Below are 19771 nucleotides of genomic sequence, written 5' to 3' on the forward strand. Positions count from 1 at the left end.
TGACAAGGCGTCGGGTACGCCCGAGGTCGCGGGGGTGCGGTCGGGCCTGCCGGCGCGATGAACGAGGACGGATCAACGGTTTCGGTCACGAGTGCGACTGTGGGCGGTGCCGTCTCCCTTCGGCGGTGCCTTTCCCTCCGCGGCGGCCGTGCCGGCCGTAGTGCCCGCCGTGCCCGCCGTGCCCGCAACTTCCGCGGTGCCCGCCCTCGGGCGGTCGCTGTCCGCCCGGGCGGGTTCGAAGACGATCGGCGCCTCGAACGCCGCTTTGCGGGACGCGCGGCGCAGCGCGGCCAGCACTGCCGGACCCACCAGCACGATCGCCACGCAGTTGGTGATCGCGCGCCCGGTGTCCCAGCCGAAGGTGGACGTGAGCATGGTGAACACGAAGAATCTGTGCAGGTTGTCCAGGATGCCGTCGCCGGGTACGAACGCGGGGCCCACCATGCTCTCCGAATCGGCCAGGAACGGCCAGAACCACATGTTCATCAGGAAGCCGAAGGCATACGCGGAGAACACCCCGTAGCCGGCCAACATCACGATCTCGCGCCTGCCGCGGACGCGTTGCGGCAGCAGCCCCGCGCCGAGGCCCACCCATGCCGAGGCGAGCATCTGAAAGGGCAACCAGGGCCCGACCCCGGCGGTCAACAGGGCCGAGGCGAACAAGGACGTACACCCGAGCACGAAGCCGAAACCCGGCCCGAACACCCGCCCGGCCAGCACGAGCATGAAGAACACCGTCTCGATGCCCGCGGTGCCGGCCCCCAGCGGACGCAGGGCCGCGTTGATCGCGGACAGCACGCCGAGCATGGCCAGCGCCTTGGAGTCGAGACCGCCGCTGGTCATCTCGGCCAGCACCACCGCGACCACGAACGGCAGGGTGACCGCGAAGATCAGCGGCGCGTCGCCCGAGTGCGCGGCCGATTCCGGCGAGGGCGAGGCGAACAACGGCCACAGGAACATCGCCAGGCCCGCGATCGAGGCGATGGTGAGCACGATCGCGGTGCGCGGGGTGATCCGGATGGCGTTGCCGCGCTTGGTCGGGGTCGGTGCGATCGTCATCCGGTCGTCTCCCGGTCTTGGGCACGGCCGCGAACGTCGCGTGGCGCGGGCACGGACTCCGGCGGGACGAGCCGCGAACGGTCGGCCGCGTCGGCTTCGGCTTCGGCTTCGGCTTCGGCAAGGGCGTCGCCGACCGTGGCGACGGTCAGCCACTCCGCGGGCGCGAGGATCTTGGCCACCTGTGGCGCGAACGCCGGCGAGGACACCACGACCTCGGCGGTCGGGCCGTCCGCGACGATGTCGCCCTCGGCCATCACCACCACACGGTCGGCGACCTGGGCGACGAATTCGACGTCGTGTGTGGCGAGTACGATCGCCCGTCCGGCGTCCGCGAGTTCGCGCACGACGCGGACGAACCGCCGCTTCGCGTGGTAGTCGAGCCCTCGGGTGGGCTCGTCCAGCAGCACGACCCTTGGTGCGGCGACGAGTTGGATGGCCAGGACGAGCGCGAGGCGCTGCCCCTCGGAGACGTCGCGCGGGTGCAGGGCCCCGTCGATGTCGGGCGCGATGCGGTCCAACAACGCCCGGCACGCGCCGGCCTCGGCATCGGATTCCCGGTCGGCCTCGGCGCATTCCGCGTCGACGGTCTCCAGGTAGAGCAGATCGCCGGGGGTTTGCGGGACCAGGCCGACCAGTGCGCGGGCGCGCTGCGGGGCGGCTTTGCCCGGATCCTCACCCGCGACGTCCACCGTGCCACCCTGGCGGGGTCCGGAGCCCTGAAGGGCCCACAGCAGCGAGGACTTGCCGGAGCCGTTGCGGCCCATCAACGCGGTCACCTGCCCGGGAGGCAGATCCAGGTCCAGGCCGCGAACCGCGATCACGTCGCCGTAGCGCACGATGATCCGACGCGCCGTCAGCAACGACGCCGACGGGCCGGCGGGCGAACCCGGCTGCGGCGGCGTCCGGCCGACCAGGCGTGCGCGCAGCGGCGCGGCCAGGCGGCGGGCGTCGCGCACCGACAACGGCAGGGGTGACCAACCGGCGAGCCGACCGAGTTCGACCACCGGTGGGGCGATGTCGCAGGTCTGAAGGATCTCGGCGGGCGGGCCGTCGCGGACGGTGCGGTCGCCGGGCAGGTGCACGAGTCGGTCGGCGTACTGCACCACACGTTCCATGCGGTGCTCGGCGACGATCGCGGTGATGCCCAGGTCGTGGACCAGCCGGGTGATCGCGGCAAGTACGTCCTCGGCGGCGGTCGGGTCCAGCGCGGAGGTGGGCTCGTCCAGGACCAGTACGCGCGGGTGCGCGGTGAGCACCGAGCCGATCGCGACGCGTTGCTGTTGGCCACCGGAGAGGGTGCGCAGCGGGCGATGGCGCAGTTCGGCGATGCCCAGCAGGTCCAGGGTCTCCTCGACGCGCTTGCGCATGACCGGCGAGGGGATGGCCAACTGCTCCATTCCGTAAGCGAGTTCCTCCTCGACCGTGTCGGTGACGAAGCCCGCGAGGGGGTCCTGACCGACCACGCCGACCAGGTGCGCGAACTCGCGCGGTGGCCGGGAGCGGGTGTCGATTCCGTCGACGAGCACGCTGCCGCGCAGGGTGCCGCCGGTGAAGTGTGGGACCAGACCGTTGATCGCGCCCAGGAGGGTGGACTTGCCGGCGCCGGTGCGACCGACGACCAGGCACAACTCCCCTTCGGGAATGCTCAGTTCGACGTCGCGCAGCGCAGGTTCCGGCGCGTCGGCGTAGGTGATGGTGACGTCGCGGAATTCGATCACCGGACGGACTTCTCCCTGATGGTGGTGCCGGCATCGGCCGGGCCCGGGGTCGGTGTGCCGGCCGTCGTATCCGGCCGGGGCACGGTGTCGCCGAGCCGGGGCACGGTGAGCGGGGGCGGCGGTGCCAGCCACGCGGGCAGCGCGCCCACGACCAGCGCGAGCGCCGGCAGCGGCGCCAATTCGGGCCACGCGAGCGGGCTCAGCGACGGATAGAGGTTCCCGGCGTCGATCCGGCTGGTCAGGTAGAGCAGCGCACCGGTGCCCAACCCGCACGCGGCGACCGCGAATTCGGCGAACCGCCAGCGATCCGGCAGGTAGACGCTGCGGTTGATCCGCCGGCCGGTGAGCACGAAGCCCATGCCGGCGACCACGATCCCGCCGGGCAGCATGGTCGCACCCAGATAGCGCGGGGCGCTGCCGTCGAGCAGCGCGTACACCCCCACGCAGACGCCGAGCAGGCCCACCAGGGTCAGTACGCCGGTGAGCAGTCGGATGGCCCGAGGCAGGTGCCGGTTGCGGCCGTACCCGCGCGAGTCCATCGCGGCGGCCAGCGCAAGCGATCGGTCCAGCGCGTCCTGGAGCACCGGAATCGCGATCGAGCGCAGCGCCCGCATGCCCTTCTGCGCGCCGCCGCGCAGCCGGCGGGCCCGGCGTACCCGATGCACGCTCTCGATGAGTTGCGGTGCCACCGACAGCGCGACCACCACGGCCGCGCCCACCTCGTACAGCGCCGCGGGCACCGCCTTGAGAGTGCGTTTCGGGCTCGCGAGTGCGTTCGCCGCGCCCAGGCACACGATCATCGTGGCCAGCCGCAGCCCGTCGTAGAGCCCGCCCAGCACGTGCTCCAAGCCCACCGGGCCGAACAGGTGGATGCCCGCCGCCCACGCGGGCAACGGGATCTCCGGGAGGTCGACGAGCACATGGCCGCTCGCCGCCCCCGCACCGAAGATGATCCGGAACAACACGCGCATCACGATGATGAACAGGCCCAGGAACAGGTACATGCGAAAGGCCAGGGCCCACGGCGCGTCGCCGCGTCGGTTGGCGACGACGAATCCGGCCACGGCCAGGATCAGCGCCAGCAGCAGCGGATTGGTGGTGCGACTGGCGGCAGTGGCCAGGCCCAGGGCCCACAACCACCACGCGCCGGGATGCACGGTGCGCGGCAAACGCCCGCCGCCGCGCCGGAACGCGGCGGCGATCGGCGTTTGTTTCGGGTGGGGCACGGTCATCCCGATCCGTCCGCGCGTGTTCGCCGGCGCCAGGCGGTGAACCCGGCCGCCGCGCAGATGGCCACGAACAGGGCGATGCCGACGATGGTCATGGTCGGGATTCCGTCCTGCTTCTTCGTCGCCAACTCCTCGCCACCGGTCCACGTCTGACCTTGTGGCGTGACGCCCGAGGGCTGCGCGGACGGTGCGGCGGAACCGGGCTCACTCGCCGCCGCGGTCGGCTCCTCGCTCGTGGGCGCGGCGGGCGGCGGCTCGGATTCCATCGGGTTGCCGGACACGCCGGGCCCCGGGGCGAGCGGATCGCTCCCCGAGGTGCCGGCGCCGGTACCGGTCGTGGTCGAACCGTTGGACGTGGTCCCGGCGGACGTCGAACCGGTCCCGCCGGCACTGGAGTTGCCGCCCGGGGCGGTCGACGTCGTGCGGTTGGCGCCGTTGCCCTGCGGCGGTTGCGGGTTGTCGGTCCGGGGTGGCGGGTCCTGCGTCGCGGGTGCCGCCGGGCGCTTCGGTGCCACCCGGGGTGGCGGGTTGGTGGTCTCGGTCTTGTTCTTGGAGAACGACCAGCCCTCGAAGCTGCCGAGCGGTGGCTTGCGGTTCATCACACCCCACTGGCTGTACGTCCACGAACCGCCGTTGGACGAGTGCCAGTACGACCAGTACGCGGAGGCCGGCGGCGTGTCGATGCACGCCTCGGAGTTCGCGCCGGGCCTGCCCTCGACCCGGCAGATGAACGCCTCGCCCCAGCGGGCCACACCGGCGATCTCGATACCCGCGTTCTTCAGCGCGGCGTGACCGGTGGCCTGGTCACCTCGTGCGCAGCGCACGATGGTCGTGCCGCCCAGTTCCTGGAAGTCGATCACCACCGTCACACCGTTGGCGTCCGGGCAGTAGCCGGGGGTGCCCTTGGAGGTGTCGACCGCGTGCGCGGTCGGCGCGGCCACGGTGACCTGGGCGGTGGCGGGCAGCGCGAGCAGGGCCAGCGCGGTGACCACGCGGGCTGTTCGGCCGCCACTCCCACGGCGCCTCATGTGCGCTTTCCGTTCGTGCGCCGCGCGCCGGCACGCACGGCGAGGCCGGTGCCGACCAGTCCGAGGGAGAGCATGAGCAGTCCGCCGACCTGGGCGCCGGTTTTGGCGAGGCTTCCGCCGCCGCCCTTCGTGGTGCCCCCACCGCCCGAGCTGCTCGTGCCGCCCGACACCGAGCCGCCGGTGCCGGCGGTGGTGGTCGTCGCGGACGCGGTGATCGACGCGCTCGCGGTCTGGGTGAGCGAGGTGGTGGGTGTGCCGGACGTCGACGCGGACGGCGTTTGGGACCCGGTGTGAGTGGCCGAGCCGGTGGGCTTGGGGGTGCCGGAGTCGGTCGGCTTCGGCGAGGTCGAGGCGGTGCCGGTCGGCTCGGTGGGGGCCTTGCCGAGGTCACCCAGCGGGACATCGGCCAGCACGAGCAGGGCCTGCGGGGTCGCGCGGCGCCATTGGTCGCGCTGGAAGTCCGGAATACCCTCGGCCTGGGCCGAGGTGAGGGCCTCCGCGTTGTAGGCGATCGTGCCGATCTCCTTGTCGGCGGCGCCCGCGTTGTCCTTGGTGATCTGGTGCTTGACCACCCACGCGGCGGCCTTGTCCGCCTCGGCCCGGTAGCCGGCCGCGTGCAGGGCCTGGCCGGCCAGGCCGGTGCTGTTGGTGTTCGATGCCGCGGTGGGTCCGGAGCCGCCGAACGAACCGTCCTCGCGCTGCTCGGACTTCAGCCAGTCCACGCCCTTCTTCGCTGCGGCCGCGGCGCCGACCGACTTGCTCTCGGTCGCCGCCGAGAGCAGCGCCTGCACGGCCATGCCGGTCGAGTCCGGGTCCAGCACGGTGGTCGGGGTGTCCTGGCAGGTCGAGCCGGTGCTGCCCAACTGACCCGGATACAGCCGGAATCCGCCGCTGGGGCACTGCTGCTTGATCAGGAAGTCCACCGCGCTCTGCGGCACCCCGCCGCTGCGGGCCAGACCCAGCACGGCCAGCGACTGCCCGAACGCGTTGCTCGAGTCGGGACTGCCGGTGAGCTTGTCCCGGATCCGACCCGCGTCGTCGCCGGCGTCCGCCCCGGCGATCAGGTCCAGCGTCTCGGCGCGCATGTCCAGGCCGCCGAACCTGGTCGGATCGCGGTCGGCGATCACGGCGGCGAAGAGCACCTTCGCGGTGGCACCCGCAATCCGCGAGCCGGGCATGCCCCACTCCTCGGCGCTGTTGTACTTGCGGATGTTGGCGGCCACCGCGTCCGCGGCGGCCTTGACCGCGGCGGGCTGTGAGCGGGTGGCCGACAACGCCATCATCGTGTCGATGGTCAGGCCCCAGTCGGAGCCGGCGAACCCCGGTATGCCGCCGTCGACCAGTTCCCCGGCCTGCCATTTCGCCGCCGCGACGGCGTTGTCGGCGTGCGGGTTCGCGGCGTCTGCCGACGCGGAGAAGACGGGAGAGGCCGCGACCAGGACCGCGCCGCAGACCGCGACGGCGCCGGTGTTCCTCACGGTGAGCCAGGACATCGATGGGACCCTTCCGAGACCAACGCGTCCCGGGAGCCGACCAATGCGGGCATCGGTCGGGCGTCCGGGCCTCAGCGTGTAGTCCACGACAGCTGGAGCCTTCAATTCGTACGCACCCAGGCATTCCGACTCGCGGCGGCCTTTCGGCCGCCGCCTACGGTTGCGGGTCAGTGCCGGACTTCGACCGGCTTCCCCTGGGTTTCGAACTATGAAGTTGAGGGTGCCGACACACGTCGGCGTGTGGAGCATACGGAGCATTCCGGCTGTCGGACAACAGCACGAGCATGCGATCAACGGTGCCGTGCGTCACCAACCGTGAGCCCGCGGTGGACAATCGCACGCCGTTCGGGCACGCATGGCCGCCGCGACGACCCGGACCGCCGGGGCGGGGCGTGCCTTCCCCGCCCCGGTGGTCTCGACTCAGGACGCGGCGTCGGGGAGCGTCGCCCGTACCCCGCGCGCCGCCGCCACCAGGTTCTCCAACGAGGCGCGAACCTCGGGCCAGCCGCGGGTCTTGAGGCCGCAGTCGGGGTTGACCCACAGCCGCCCGGCGGGGATCGCGGTCAACCCCTCGTGCAGCAGAGCGGTCACCTCCTCCGCACTCGGGACGCGCGGGGAGTGGATGTCGTACACACCGGGACCGGCCTCGCGCGGATAGCCGTGGGCGGCGAGCTCCCGGGCGACCTGCATGTGCGAACGGGCGGCCTCCAGGCTGATCACGTCGGCGTCGAGGTCGTCGATCGCCTGCACGATGTCGCCGAACTCGGCGTAGCACATGTGCGTGTGGATCTGGGTGGCCGCGCGCACGCCGGAGGTGGTCAGGCGGAACGACTCGGTGGCCCAGGCCAGGTATTCGGCGCGGTCCGCGGCGCGCAGCGGCAGTGTCTCGCGCAGCGCTGGTTCGTCCACCTGGATGACCGAGCCCCCCGCGGCCTCCAGGTCGCGGACCTCGTCGCGCAGCGCCAGGGCGACCTGCCGGGCGGTGGTTCCGAGCGGCTGGTCGTCGCGCACGAAGGACCACGCGAGCATGGTGACGGGGCCGGTGAGCATGCCCTTGACGGGGCGGTCGGACAACGACTGGGCGAACGAGCTCCAGCGCACGGTCATCGGCTCGGGACGGGAGATGTCGCCGGCCAGGATCGGCGGGCGCACGTACCGGGTGCCGTACGACTGGACCCAGCCGTGCCGGGTGGCCACGTATCCGGTGAGTTGTTCGGCGAAGTACTGCACCATGTCGTTGCGTTCGGCCTCGCCGTGCACCAGGACGTCGATTCCGGCCTTCTCCTGGAAGGAGATCACGTCGCGGATCTCGGACTCGATGCGTTCCTCGTAGCCTGCCTCGTCGATGCGTCCGGCGCGCAGGTCGGCGCGGGCGGTGCGCAGCTCGCCGGTCTGCGGGAAGGAGCCGATCGTGGTCGTCGGCAGCAACGGGAGTCCCAGGTGGGCGCGTTGGGCCGCGGCGCGCTCGGCGTAGGGCAGGCTGCGCCGGCCGTCCGCGTCGGTGACCGCGGCGGCGCGGGCACGTACGGCGGGGTCGCGGGTCAGGGCGGAGGTCTTGCGCGCGGCCAGGTCGGCCCGATTGGCGGCGAGATGGGTCGCGATGGTGTCCGTGCCCTGGCCCAGGCCGCGGGCCAACGTGACGATCTCCTCGGTCTTTTGCCGGGCGAAGGCGAGCCATCGGGAGATCTGCGGGTCGATGTCGCGCTCGTCGCCGGCGTCCAGGGGCACGTGCAACAGGGAGCAGGACGCGGACACGTCGACGCGCTCGGCCAGGCCCAGCAGGGTACCCAGGGTGGCCAGCGACCTGCCGAGGTCGTTGATCCACACGTTGCGCCCGTCGACGACGCCGGCGACCAGGCGCTTGCCGGGCAGTCCGCCGACGGCGGCCAGGGCGTCCAGGTTGGCGAACGCGGCTCCGGTGAAGTCGAGGGCGAGCCCCTCGATCGGCGCCTTGGCCAGGATCGGCAACGCCTCGCCGAGGCGGTCGAAGTACGAGGCGACCAGCAGCCTGGGCCGGTCAGTGAGCGCGCCGAGGTCGCGGTAGGCGCGTGCGATGGCGTTGAGTTCGGCGAAGCTGCGGTCCTGGACCAGCGCGGGTTCGTCCAGTTGCACCCACTCGGCGCCGGCCGCGCGCAGGTCGGCGAGCACCTCGGCGTACACCGGCAGCAGTCGATCCAACAGGGTCAGCGGCTGGAAGTCGGCCGCGACGCCGGGCGCGGGCTTGGCGAGCAGGAGGTAGGTGATCGGGCCGACCAGTACGGGGCGGGCGGTCAGGCCCTGTGCGATGGCCTCCTCGAACTCGGCGACCTGCTTGGCGGAGTTCGCGGAGAACACGGTGTCGGGGCCGAGTTCGGGGACCAGGTAGTGGTAGTTCGTGTCGAACCACTTGGTCATCTCCAGCGGCGCCACCTCCTGGGTGCCGCGCGCCATCGCGAAGTAGCCGTCCAGGGCGTCGGCTTCGACGGCCGCACGGTGGCGGGGCGGGATCGCGCCGACCATCACGGTGGTGTCCAGGACGTGGTCGTAGAGCGAGAAGTCGCCGGTGGGCACCTCGTGTACACCGGCATCGGCGAGCCGATCGCGGTTGGCGCGGCGCAGTTCGGCCGCGGTCTCGCGAAGCCCGTCGGCGGTGACCCGACCGGCCCAGTAGCCCTCGATGGCCTTCTTCAACTCCCGGCGCGGGCCCTGTCGGGGGTAGCCGTACACGGTGGCGCGGGTTGCCGCGGCTGCGGACTTGGTGGTCACGGAACTCTCCTTCGCGAGTTGTCTCCGGAATCCCGGGACGGATCGAGGGCGCGAAGGGATGGCAAGCCGCCGGGGCGTTTCGGCGCTGTCGCGCACGTGTGCCACCGGGGTTGTCCGCCGACCCGCCCACGAGGTCACCGAGATCACCGTGTGCCTCGTCGGCACACGGGCAGTGGCAGGTCTTCGGACTCGTGGGCGCGTCCACCGAAAGGGCGGACTCCTACTGGCCGTCGCTTCCCGGGCCCGTCCTGGGGCCCAGTGCTGTTGACGGCGGTCGTTCCCACTCACCGCTGCGGGGCAGTCCCGGATTCACACCGGGTTCCCTCTTACGACGCGCCTGCCTGGCGGGCAGGGCGAACCGACTGCGTCCGTCAGCTTAGCCGGCGATGGGCGCGTCCGGCAGGCGAGTCCACCCGGTGGACGGTGAAACGACGTACGCGCGAGGCGGATGCCGCCGCCGGCGCCGATCGGGCAGGCGTGCGCGGTCCGTTCCCGGCGTTCGTTCCGACCGAATCACGCGCGTCGGCGATGACCGGCGGAACGAACGCGGTCGCGGAGCCGAGGACGACCTCGCTTCGGATCCGACGCCGGGTCGGCCCTACGGGCGCGTGGGGGCCACGCGCGGGGGCGGATTGGTGGTGGACGTCTTGTCCTTGGAGAAGGACCAGCCCTCGAAGCTGCCCAGCGGGGGCTTTCGGTTGGTCGCGCCCCACGAGCTGTAGGTCCAGGTGCCGTTGTTCGGCGCGTGCCAGTACGACCAATACGCCGACGCCGGAGGGGTGTTGACGCAGGGCTCGGTGTCCGTGCCGGGCTTGCCCTCGATCCGGCAGATGAACGCCTCGCCCCACCGGTTCGTGCCCTGGATCTGGAAGCCGGCGTTCTTGAGCGCGGCCAGACCGGTGGCTTGGTCGCCGGGCGCGCAGCGGGTGAGCGTGGCGCCGCCGAGTTCCTGGAAGTCGACGATCACGGTCACCCCGTTGGCGTCCGGGCAGACGCCGGCGGAGCCCTTGGTGGGGTCGATGGCGTAGGCGGCGGGTGCGCTCACGGTGATCTGGGCGGTGGCGGGCAGCAGGAGAAGGGCGAGTGCCCCGACCAGCCGGCCTATTCGAGCCTTGTTCCCACGAGATTTCACGTGCGGATTCCCTTCGTGCGACGGGCGTCGGCACGAGCGGCGGAACCGATGCCGCCCGGGCCGAGCGATGTTCCTCACAGGACCGCCGACCCCGGCATCGCGCCGACGAGACACCGCCGGACGTGAAATCCGGGCTTCAGCGTGCAGTCCACGACAGCTGGAGCCTTAAACTCGTACGAATCCAGGCATTCCGACTCGCGGCGGCCTGTCGGCCACCGCCTACGGTTGCGGGTCAGCGCCGGATTTCGACCGGCTTCCCCTGGATTGCGAACTATGCGGTTGTGTCGCCGACCCGGACAGGGTCGGCTTGCGGAGCGTATGAGATGAGCTGCTCGTCGTACAACAGGTCGCGCGAGCAATGCACGGTGCCGTTCGTCACCGCGTGGGAGGCGCCGCCCGGAAGGCGCCGGCCGAAAAGCGTCGGCCGGAGAGGCACCGCCCTGAAGGTCGGCCGACACGGTGGCCGGCCCTGTGGTGGGCCGCGGCGCCGGCGCCGCGGCTCAGGTGGGTTCGCCCACCCGATACCCCGGCACGGACGGCCACCGCACCGTGAGCACCACCGACTCCTCCTCGGCCGCCCAGGAGTGGTCGACACCGCGACCCCACACCACGTAGTCGCCCTGCTTCGCCAACAAAACGCTGCGGCCCGGCAGTTCGACCCGGAACCGGCCGCTGATCAGGATCAGCAGCGCGGTCCGCGCCTCACCGCTCACCCACTCGGCGCGCGCGTCGCCGGGTGGGTGGACACCCCACTTGATCTCCACCGCCTCGCTGTGCCGAGGGTCGCCGACGTCCTTGAAATGGCCGAGCAGCCAACCCCGGTCCAGCGCCGCGTCCGGGCCCGCGTTGCCCACGTACACGCTGTCGTTCATGGCCGGGGACGCTAGCAGAGCAGGCTCCCCGGCCCCAAAGGGTCAGCCGGCCGAGGTCACCTGCCGCGCGTCCGGCTCCTCCGCCGCGCGGACCTGGCGGAGGTGGTCGGACACGGTCATGATCGCGAGGAGCGCCGTGGCGACCGCGAGTACCGCCCAGCCCGTGCCCGCGACGGACGCGACGAGGGGTACCGCCACCACCGCGGTGACGATGTGTCCCTGGACCGGGCCGGTGGCCAACACGAAGCGGTGCCACGCGTGACCCGCCAGGAAGGTGGCCAGGCCGGCCCCCAGCCACCAACGGTTCGTGTCGCCGCCCAGGTGATGGATGGCGTCCGAGATGCCCGCCGCGATCAGCACGATACCCGCGATCATCACCGCGTGGGCCAGGCCGAACGCCACGTAGCCGAGCATCTGGCGACGCTCGACCGACGCCTCCGACATGGCGCGCACGGTGCGTTCGTCGTCGCCGCCGAAGTAGGTCCACCAGATGCCGGTGGCGACCGCGATGCCGAGCAGGATGCCCCCCGCAAGCTTCCAGTCGACCGGTCGACCGCCCGCTCCGATGCCGACGGCCACGACCGATTCGCCGAGCACGATCAGGATGATCAGGCCGTGCCGCTCGACGAAGTGGTGCGGCTCGACCACGAAGCCGCGGATCCGACCGATCACCATCGACAGGTACATCACCACCACGGCCGCCACCCAGCAGGCCCAGGTGCCTGCGTCCGGCAGGTGCGGCGCGACCAGGATCAGCAGGCCGCCCGCCGCGTTGAACGGCGCGAGGCGCAGGATCCCGGAGCGGGCCGAGGGTTCGGACGCGGTCAGGAACAGCGCTACGTGCATCCCGACGGCGACCAGGAACGCGAGGCCGAATGCCCAGCCGTCCGGGTCGAACGCGTACGGAAGGTCCAGGCCCATCACGAAGAACGAAGTCATCGTGAGCGCCAGCAGCAGCCGGACCACCGTCGCGTCGGGACGGACCGCGTTCGTCAACCAACTGAACGCGCCGAACATCCACCACATCGCCGCCAGCGGCAACATGCCCTGGAGCAGCCCGGTCCAGCCCGGGTGCGACTCCACCTGGTGGGTGGCCTGAGTGAGCACGAAGACAAAGACGAGGTCGAAGAACAGCTCGATCGGGGTCACACCGGTGGGCCGCTCGTTCTCGGCCGGCGTCTCGATCGGGTCGTGCGGGAGTTCGAGGGGAATCTCGTAGCCGAGGTCGAATTCGGGTCCGGGCGTGGCTGCGGGTTCGGGTACGGATCCGGCCGGCGGCGTCTTCGCGGATGCGGACTGCGCCGGTATCGAGGCGTCGATCCGATCGGGTTCACGGGGTGTCGAGGAGGGGCTCATGCGTTCGCTTTCGTGTGTCCCGGGGTGCGCCCATCGGGGGGCCGAGGCGCGGCACCGAAGTGCGATCCGACCGAGATGCGACCCGGTCCGGAGTGGAGTCGCGCGCGTGCGCGGGCCCATCATCATCGCGACTTCCGCTTCGGCACAGGGGGATTCCGTCGCGTTCGCGATCGGCGTAGCCCGGGCACACGCTGCGGCGGGCCGGTAGTCCGCCCCGCCGCAGGTGTCCTGTCTACCCGTCGGAAGCGGTTCGGGGCAGTGGCTCGCGTGTTCCGGCTACCCGGCACCGACGGCGGCCCGCGTATATCGGCTGTCCGCGGCCGACGCCCGCTCGCGCGTCCGGCCGTCGCGCCCCCGCACGGGGCCGACACGGCCCGGCCGCCCGGAACCGCGCGGACCGGTCGCCCCGAACCCGCGCGGACCGACCATCCGCAAGCGAGGCCGGCTCAGGAGCAGAAGATGAGCAGCGACGTGACCGCGGTGCACGAAGCCGAGGAACTGTTGTTGGCCGGATTGGGGTCGTTGGGCGTGCTCGCCACACGGCTCGCGGTGACCTCGTACTCGGCGCCCAGGCTGAGCAGGGCGACCGGTGCGGTGAAGTGCCGGGTGGTCGCCGCGTTTCCGGCCAGCGGGCCGACCGTGCAGGTCACCGTGCGATTGGCCACCGAGCAGTCCGGCGACGTGACGATCATCGGGACCGGCAGCGGCGCCGTGACGGTGGCCGAACCGAGCGCGTCCGGGCCCCTGTTGGTGATGGTTACCGTGTAGTCGATGCGCGCGTTGAACAACGACGGCACGCCGGTGGCCCGGAGTGTCACCGCCACGTCGGCCGCGCTCGCGATATAGGTGTATCGGTCGCCGGGACCGGTCGCGCTGGTTCCGCCGGCGGTGCTCACCTGTACGTCCACCGAACCGGCCGGACCGGGCGGCGCGGTCGCCGTGCACGTCGTCGCGGTGCAGGACACCGAGCCGGCGGGCCGGCCGGGGCCGAAGGTGATGCCGGTCGCGCCGGCGAGGTTGGTGCCGGTGATGGTGACCACGGTGCCGCCGGCCGCGGGGCCGGAGCCGGGGCTGATCGAGGTGACCGTCGGGGCGGCCAGGTAGGTGAAGCGGTCCGCGGGTGTGGTCGCACTGGTGCCGCCCGGGCCGGTCACGGTGACGTCCACGGTGCCGGGTGTGCCGGGCGGCGCGGTCGCGGTGATGGTGGTGTCGTCGACGACGGTGTAGGAGGGAGCGGGGGTCGCGCCGAACGCGACGGCGGTGGTGCCGGTGAATCCGGTCCCGGTGACGGTCACCGCGGTGCCGCCGGCCGCGGGGCCTGAGCCGGGGGTCACCGAGGTGACGGTGCGCGGTTGCGGGACGCCGACGACGACGATGCCGTACGGGGTGTTCCCGACCGGGATGGTGGCCACCACGGTGTCGGACGCGGTGTCGATCACCGACACGTCCCCGGACACGGCGTTGGTGGTGTACACGAATCCGCCCGCGACGTGCAGCGTGAGGTTGGCCGGATAGCTGCCCACCGCCACGCTGTCGATCACCGTGTTCGTGGTCAGGTCGACCACCTTGACGGCGGCCGGGAACGCGGAGACGTAGGCCCTGGTCCCGGCCGCGTTCACCGCGACGTTGCTGCCCTCGGCGATCGGGACGGTGGCGGCGAGCGCACCGCCGGCGGTCAGGTCGAGGACCCACAGGCCGGATTGGTCGTCCACGGCGTACAGGCGCCTGCCGTCGGGACTGAGCGCGGCACCGTCGGGCGAGCCGCCGAGTGCGATGGTCGCGCCGACGCCGGCGGTCGCGGTGTCGATCACCGAGACGTTGTGGCCGGCGTTGTTGACGGCGTACACGTGCGCACCGTCCGGGGCGACCAGTACCGCGATCGGGTTGGTGCCGACCGCGATGGTGGCGGTGGGGGTATTGGTCGCGAGGTCCACGACCAGAACGGAATTGTTCTGGGCGACGTACAGGCGGGTGTCGGTCGGGTCGACGGCCATCGCGAACGGCGCGCCGGCTGTGGCGATGGTGCCGGTGACGGTGTCGGTCGCGGTGTCGATCACGGAGACGCCGGCAGAGCCGAAATTGGCCACGTACACCCGGGTACCCGCGTGGTTGGCGGCCAGCCCGTAGGGACCGCTGCCCACCGGGATGGTCGCCGTGGTGGTGTTGTTCGCGGTGTCGATCACGGACACCGTGTTCGAACCCGAGTTGGCGACGTAGGCGGACACGCCGGGACGCGCGGCGGAGGCGGGTGCGGCCTGGGCGACCAGGCAGGCGAGGAACAGGGTCACGGCGGCGATCAGGGCGATCGGCCTGCGGGGGTTGCGGAGTCGGTGGGGGCCGTACGGGTGGCGCGTTCGGTGCACGTGGCGCGTGTCGGGTGCGTCGGCTGAGCGGCGGCGCCGGCGGTTGGGTTCGTGGCCGTGGAACACGGAACGGAGCGACATCGGGATCCCCTCCCTGAAGATGGACCACACCCGGCCGTCTCCATCGGGGCACGTCGATCCCCGCCCCGTACGACCCTCGGGCCCCCACCCGAATCGAGACGGCCGCGAATCACGGATCGCGATTCGTCGGTGCATCGCCGGAAACGTACCGGGCGAGCGGGTGGCCGTGTGACCGAAATGGCCAAATGACGGCGATGGGGCGGGAGTTGGTGTAGGTGCGGGCGGGGGCGCTCGACCGGCGGCTACTCGGGGGCGGAGAAGACCATGCGGACCTCGGTGGTGCGATAGCCGGCCCGGCGGAAGGCGGCGGCCATCGGAGCGTTCGTCGTGTCGGTGGTGGCGGTGATCACTTCGGCGCCTCGGGCGGCGTGCAGGCGGGTGATCTCGGCGAGCAGGTCGGCGACGTAGCCGCGGCCGCGCAACTCGGGGACGACGCCCAGGTACCCGACGTTGGGGTGGTAGGGCGTCGCGGACGGGATGGCCAGGCCGACCAGGGTGCCGTCGGCGGTGTGCGCCAAGCGCCACCACTCGCGCCGGCCCGGGCAGCCGAGATAGAAGTCCATCTCCTGCCGAGCGACGACCTCCGGGCCGTGCGCGGCCAGGCCCTTGCGCGTCTCCGCGTCCAGACTGCCCTCGGCGATCCGCCGGAACACGGCGAGGAACGCGTCGTCGTCGGCCTCGGTGAAGGTGAGTCGTCCGGAGCCGGCCGGTACGCCCACGTCCGGCGACCACTCGAAACGCAACCGCTCGACCTCGTGGCTCAGACCGGCCGCGAACGCGGCTTCGCGCCGCCAGGCGAGTGCGGCCGAGGCGGCGGGGTCCTCGCGCCACCCCCCGGTCAACGTCACGTTGTACAACGGCAGCCGGTCCGCACCGGCCGCGCGGAACGCCCGCAGGCTCGCCGCGATCAACTCCGCGCCGATCGCGGCCCGGTCCTCGACCCGCGAGTCGACGTACAGGCAGTCCAACGCGACCGGATGCGCGCTGTCGGCCGGGCCCCACCACAGCGCGCGGGCCAGGATCCGGCCGTCTTGCTCGGCGATCCAGGTCCACTCCGGCCGATACATCCCGTCCGCCGCCTCGGCGAGGTACCGATCGGCGGAGATCGAGCCGATCGGCTCGTCGACCTCGCAGGCGAGGACGTGCGGGAGATCGGATTCGGTGATGGAACGGAACGACGACAACCTTGCCTCCGGGCGCCTGTGGGTGATGTTCGCGAATGCGAAGCAGGCGTCGAATCTACGCGCGGGGCGCGGTTGCTGTCCGTTCGGGTCGGGGCCTCGGCGGGTACGCGTTCGAGTCAGTGCCTCGGCAGGTACACGGCGCGGCCGAGGCCGCGGGCCTCCATCGCTGCCGGCACGCGCGGGGCGACGGTGCTCGGCAGGAGCTGCGCGGCTCGGTCGAGGGTGACGAAGGCGTAGTCGTCGAGTTCGTCCTCCTGGATCCGGATCGCGGCGATCCGCTCGGGCGTCAGGGTGCCGCCGTCGAAGGTCCAGCCGGTCAGCGGTCGCGGCCTGGGATCCTGCTCGGGCACCCAGTCGATCACCAGCAACTCGCCGACGTCCAGGTCGAGTCCCAGTTCCTCACGAAGTTCACGCGCGCACGCGTCGTGCGGCGACTCGTTGCGATCCACGAAGCCGCCGGGCAGATTCCAATAGTCGCGGTAGTTGGGTTTGACCAGGAGCACCCGGTCCTCGACATCGGTGATCAGCGCGGAGGCGGCTGCGTACAGGGTGGGCAGTTGCTCGTACCACTGCTCGGGCGGCAGGAACTCTTTGGTCACCCGATCGACCCTAACCGCATCGGAACCGGCCCGGAGCGGGCGGGTTCCCGGCACCACACGACTCACCGAGACTCACCACGACTACTCCGAATCACCCGGTGACGAAGCGGTCCCGATGCTCGCCGCGCAGCCGACCGGGCGGGAGCCGACGGCCGAACGCGACCAGGAGCAGGTCCTGGCCCGAGCCGGTCAGTGGCGTACCGGTGCCGTAGGACCAGTCCAGGTCGTCGGCACGCAGGTGCACACCGGTCAGGTCGACGCCGAAGAACTTGACGCCCCGGGGGCTGATCGCGTCCAGCAGGATGCGCAACCGGTCCTCGGGGACGGTGCGATCCAGGCCGAGCGCGACCGTGATGTCCAGGCCGTGCACCACGTCGTGACCCAGGCCCGCCGTACGCCCACCCGGCGGCTTCCAGGGGTGCTCCGCGTTGTCGGCGAGCGCGGCGGCGATCTCGTGCGTCGACAGCGCGGCCGCGTCCGCGCGGGCCAGGCGGTCGGTCGTGCGATGCAGATTGCCTCCGGACTTGAGCAGTTCCAGGCCGACGCGGGGCAGCGAGTAGCGAAAGCCCATCGACATGTGGGCGGCCACCTCGCGCACCCGCCACCCGGCGCAGAGCGACGGCGCGTCCCACTGGTCGGCTCGGAGATCGGCCAACAGGGCGGCCAGGTCCCGGCGTTCGGAAGCGATTGCGGCCTTGAGTCGCGCGGCGGCGGGCGGTGGGGTGTTGGGGCTCGGGGTGCTCGCGGTGCTCGGGTCCTTCTGGGGATTCGGGTCGTTCGGTGGTGGCGGTGGGTTCGCGGGGCCGGTCATGTGATCAAGCGTGGCGAGCCGTGATCGATAAGTCCAAGACGCATCTTTTCTCGGAGCTAGAATCGATGGTTATGGAACTCCGGCAGTTGCAGTACTTCGTCGCCGTGGTGGAGGAGGCCAACTTCACTCGTGCCGCCGCCCGCCTGCACCTCGCGCAGCCGGGTATCAGCGCCCAGATCCGGCAGTTGGAACGCGAACTCGGCCAACCGTTGCTCGACCGCTCCGGACGGACGGTGACACCGACGCCGGTGGGCGAGGCGGTCCTGCCGTACGCGCGGGCGGCACTTGCGGCCGTCGAGGGAGTCCGGCACACCGTCGAGGAGTTCACCGGCCTGCTGCGCGGCCGGGTCACCCTCGGCCTGGTCTCCGGCGCCGCGACCCACGAGTTCGACGTGGCCTCGGTGCTCGCCGACTTCCACGACGAGCACCCCCGGGTCGAGATCGCGCTCACCGAGGACACGTCGGAGCACATGCTCGCCGCCCTGCGCCGCGGCGAACTCGACCTCGCGATGGTCGGGATCGTGGACCCGGAGCCCCCGCCGGGCCTCACCTTCCGGGTGCTCGTCGACGAACCGCTGGTCGTCGCGACGGCCCCGGACGATCCGCTGTTGACACCCGGCCGCACCAGCGTCCCGCTGGCCGAACTGCGCGATCGTCCGCTGATCAGCCTGCTGCGTGGCACCGGTTTGCGCGGGACCCTCGACCGCGCGTGCGCCGAGGCGGGATTCCGCCCACGCATCGCGTTCGAGGCCGCCGCGCCCGAACTGCTGGTACAACTGGCCGCCCGGGGCCTCGGCGTGGCCGTACTCCCGGCCCTGCCTCCCGCCATGGCGACCGTGGCCGGTCTGCGCACCCTGTACCTCACCGACCCGAGCCCCCGCGGCCGCATCGCCCTCGCCTGGCCGACCGACGGCCCGACCGGTCCGGCGGCCGGGCGACTGCTGACCCGCCTGCTCGAGAGCCTGCCCGAGTCCGGAAACCACACGGTCTGATCGGCATATCCATTTCGCGCGGAGATCGTGCTCTCGCCCCACATGGTTGATCTTGCCGTGTCACCGGATGGTAGGTTTCCCACGATTATCAGCCGGTACGACGAAATCCGGCCGCTGCACCGGATCCCACGGCGGCCGGGCACAGCGGTGGGTGTCGGCCGCGATTCGAAACGGGTCCCCGATGTCCGAGCATGATTCTGTTCGCGATTCCGTTCGCGCCGGGCGGCGCAAGCGAGTTCGCGGGCTCGCCGTGACGGCGTGCGCGTTGGCCCTGTTGGCCGGCTCCACCGCGTGCGGCGGAGACGACAGGAAGAAGGCTGCCGCGCCGCCCCCGGCGAGCGGATCGCAGACCCCCGGGTCGGCGTCTGCGGCCGCGCCCGGCACGCCGCCCGCCACCGGGGCCGCGGGGGCCGCCTCGCCGACCACGTCCTCGACGGGCAAGCCGTTGCGGCCCTGCGCCACCGTCACCGCGACCGACAAGCCCACGCGCGGGACACTCACCCGTGAGGATCTGCGCTCGGCGGGGACCGACCCCAAGCCGGTGACTGTCGACGAGGTCTTCGGCCTGGCCCAGCTTCCCTACAAGTACCAGGGCGGCACCCTGACCCGGACCTGCGTGAAGGTCCTGGAGGACTGTACCCCGATGGCCTCCGGCGAAGCCGCCGAGCTGATCAAACAACTGGGCTGCGTGCGGGCGGTCTCCGCGCTATACGTGGACAAGGCCAACAACGTACAGACGACGGTCGGCGTGCTCACGATGCCCACCGCCATCGCCGCCGCGACGCTCGCCCAGTCCAACGCCGGCTACTACAACCAGGTCACTCCCCCGACCAACCGGGAGACCGAGGTGTTCGCGCCCGAAGCCGCCTACACCTGGATACACGAGTCGCTGTACCGCTACTTCATCTACGAGATGACCGGCCGCATGGACGGCAAGGACCGCGATCCCGGCGAGGTCGCCAAGCACACCGCGGCCACGAACGCGATCTACCACCTCGTCGGCGACTCCCTGGACCGCCGCGCCGCCGGAGCGCCGTCGTAGCAACGACGGTTGCCGTCGCGGGCTCCGGGGTTCGCCCGGCACGGCGCCGGCCGAATCGACCCGGTCC

At 71.8% G+C, this 19771-nt stretch carries 15 protein-coding genes and 1 riboswitch; of the genes, 2 read left to right on the plus strand and 13 right to left on the minus strand.

What is annotated here, in order from left to right:
- Positions 1-72: 72 nt before the first annotated feature.
- The 13 genes from ACZ4FV_RS04150 to ACZ4FV_RS04210 all read right to left on the minus strand — a co-directional run bounded on the left by ACZ4FV_RS04150 (position 73) and on the right by ACZ4FV_RS04210 (position 17670).
- Positions 73-1059, minus strand: a complete 987-nt coding sequence (locus tag ACZ4FV_RS04150) for an ECF transporter S component (protein WP_395858975.1) — start codon at positions 1057-1059, stop codon at positions 73-75.
- Positions 1056-2777 carry an ABC transporter ATP-binding protein gene (locus ACZ4FV_RS04155; RefSeq protein WP_465321793.1) on the minus strand — a complete coding sequence of 574 codons (1722 nt, stop codon included), beginning with the start codon at positions 2775-2777 and terminating at the stop codon, positions 1056-1058. The genes ACZ4FV_RS04150 and ACZ4FV_RS04155 overlap by 4 nt, the downstream gene beginning before the upstream one ends.
- A complete protein-coding gene (locus ACZ4FV_RS04160) occupies positions 2774-4009 on the minus strand; it encodes a CbiQ family ECF transporter T component (protein ID WP_465321794.1) in 1236 nt (411 codons plus the stop codon). Before ACZ4FV_RS04160 ends, ACZ4FV_RS04155 begins: the two co-directional genes overlap by 4 nt.
- On the minus strand, positions 4006-5034 hold the full coding sequence (locus ACZ4FV_RS04165; protein WP_402231366.1) for a hypothetical protein: 1029 nt from the start codon (positions 5032-5034) through the stop codon (positions 4006-4008). Before ACZ4FV_RS04165 ends, ACZ4FV_RS04160 begins: the two co-directional genes overlap by 4 nt.
- The gene (locus tag ACZ4FV_RS04170; protein ID WP_395858980.1) at positions 5031-6527 is read right to left on the minus strand and encodes a prenyltransferase/squalene oxidase repeat-containing protein; all 1497 of its coding nucleotides are present in this window, start codon (positions 6525-6527) and stop codon (positions 5031-5033) included. Before ACZ4FV_RS04170 ends, ACZ4FV_RS04165 begins: the two co-directional genes overlap by 4 nt.
- 420 nt (positions 6528-6947) lie before the next feature.
- Positions 6948-9272, minus strand: coding sequence for a 5-methyltetrahydropteroyltriglutamate--homocysteine S-methyltransferase (gene metE, locus ACZ4FV_RS04175; protein ID WP_465321796.1), 2325 nt, complete (start codon positions 9270-9272; stop codon positions 6948-6950).
- A gap of 157 nt (positions 9273-9429) precedes the next feature.
- A riboswitch (cobalamin riboswitch) is annotated at positions 9430-9651 on the minus strand.
- Positions 9652-9870: 219 nt separating this feature from the next.
- Positions 9871-10404, minus strand: coding sequence for a flagellar hook-length control protein FliK (locus ACZ4FV_RS04180; protein WP_395858983.1), 534 nt, complete (start codon positions 10402-10404; stop codon positions 9871-9873).
- 500 nt (positions 10405-10904) lie between these two features.
- Positions 10905-11276 carry a cupin domain-containing protein gene (locus ACZ4FV_RS04185; RefSeq protein WP_402231372.1) on the minus strand — a complete coding sequence of 124 codons (372 nt, stop codon included), beginning with the start codon at positions 11274-11276 and terminating at the stop codon, positions 10905-10907.
- A gap of 42 nt (positions 11277-11318) precedes the next feature.
- Positions 11319-12632, minus strand: a complete 1314-nt coding sequence (locus tag ACZ4FV_RS04190) for a low temperature requirement protein A (RefSeq protein WP_395858985.1) — start codon at positions 12630-12632, stop codon at positions 11319-11321.
- 446 nt (positions 12633-13078) lie between these two features.
- Positions 13079-15076 (minus strand): IPT/TIG domain-containing protein, encoded by a 1998-nt coding sequence (locus ACZ4FV_RS04195; protein ID WP_402231374.1) that lies wholly within the window; start codon positions 15074-15076, stop codon positions 13079-13081.
- Between the two features lie 242 nt (positions 15077-15318).
- Entirely contained in the window at positions 15319-16260 is a 942-nt protein-coding gene (locus ACZ4FV_RS04200; RefSeq protein ID WP_402231376.1) for a GNAT family N-acetyltransferase, read from the minus strand.
- A gap of 116 nt (positions 16261-16376) precedes the next feature.
- The gene (locus tag ACZ4FV_RS04205) at positions 16377-16859 is read right to left on the minus strand and encodes an NUDIX hydrolase (protein WP_331771068.1); all 483 of its coding nucleotides are present in this window, start codon (positions 16857-16859) and stop codon (positions 16377-16379) included.
- Between the two features lie 91 nt (positions 16860-16950).
- Entirely contained in the window at positions 16951-17670 is a 720-nt protein-coding gene (locus tag ACZ4FV_RS04210; RefSeq protein ID WP_395858989.1) for a maleylpyruvate isomerase family mycothiol-dependent enzyme, read from the minus strand.
- A 71-nt stretch (positions 17671-17741) separates the two neighbouring features.
- Here ACZ4FV_RS04210 and ACZ4FV_RS04215 point away from each other — a divergent pair, with 71 nt between their 5' ends.
- Complete coding sequence (locus ACZ4FV_RS04215; protein WP_465321798.1) at positions 17742-18662, plus strand: LysR family transcriptional regulator; 921 nt, start codon at positions 17742-17744, stop codon at positions 18660-18662.
- A gap of 181 nt (positions 18663-18843) precedes the next feature.
- A complete protein-coding gene (locus tag ACZ4FV_RS04220; RefSeq protein ID WP_395858991.1) occupies positions 18844-19704 on the plus strand; it encodes a hypothetical protein in 861 nt (286 codons plus the stop codon).
- Positions 19705-19771: the final 67 nt, after the last annotated feature.

It is taken from the genome of Embleya sp. NPDC025285, assembly GCF_055558835.1.

Excerpts from the sequence above, each read along its gene's own strand:
- ACZ4FV_RS04150 (WP_395858975.1), bottom strand. The coding sequence starts at position 1,059 with ATGACGATCGCACCGACCCCGACCAAGCGCGGCAACGCCATCCGGATC.
- ACZ4FV_RS04220 (WP_395858991.1), top strand. The coding sequence starts at position 18,844 with ATGTCCGAGCATGATTCTGTTCGCGATTCCGTTCGCGCCGGGCGGCGC.
- ACZ4FV_RS04185 (WP_402231372.1), bottom strand. The coding sequence starts at position 11,276 with ATGAACGACAGCGTGTACGTGGGCAACGCGGGCCCGGACGCGGCGCTG.
- ACZ4FV_RS04160 (WP_465321794.1), bottom strand. The coding sequence starts at position 4,009 with ATGACCGTGCCCCACCCGAAACAAACGCCGATCGCCGCCGCGTTCCGG.
- ACZ4FV_RS04195 (WP_402231374.1), bottom strand. The coding sequence starts at position 15,076 with ATGTCGCTCCGTTCCGTGTTCCACGGCCACGAACCCAACCGCCGGCGC.
- ACZ4FV_RS04215 (WP_465321798.1), top strand. The coding sequence starts at position 17,742 with ATGGAACTCCGGCAGTTGCAGTACTTCGTCGCCGTGGTGGAGGAGGCC.
- ACZ4FV_RS04165 (WP_402231366.1), bottom strand. The coding sequence starts at position 5,034 with ATGAGGCGCCGTGGGAGTGGCGGCCGAACAGCCCGCGTGGTCACCGCG.
- ACZ4FV_RS04170 (WP_395858980.1), bottom strand. The coding sequence starts at position 6,527 with ATGTCCTGGCTCACCGTGAGGAACACCGGCGCCGTCGCGGTCTGCGGC.
- ACZ4FV_RS04210 (WP_395858989.1), bottom strand. The coding sequence starts at position 17,670 with ATGACCGGCCCCGCGAACCCACCGCCACCACCGAACGACCCGAATCCC.
- ACZ4FV_RS04190 (WP_395858985.1), bottom strand. The coding sequence starts at position 12,632 with ATGAGCCCCTCCTCGACACCCCGTGAACCCGATCGGATCGACGCCTCG.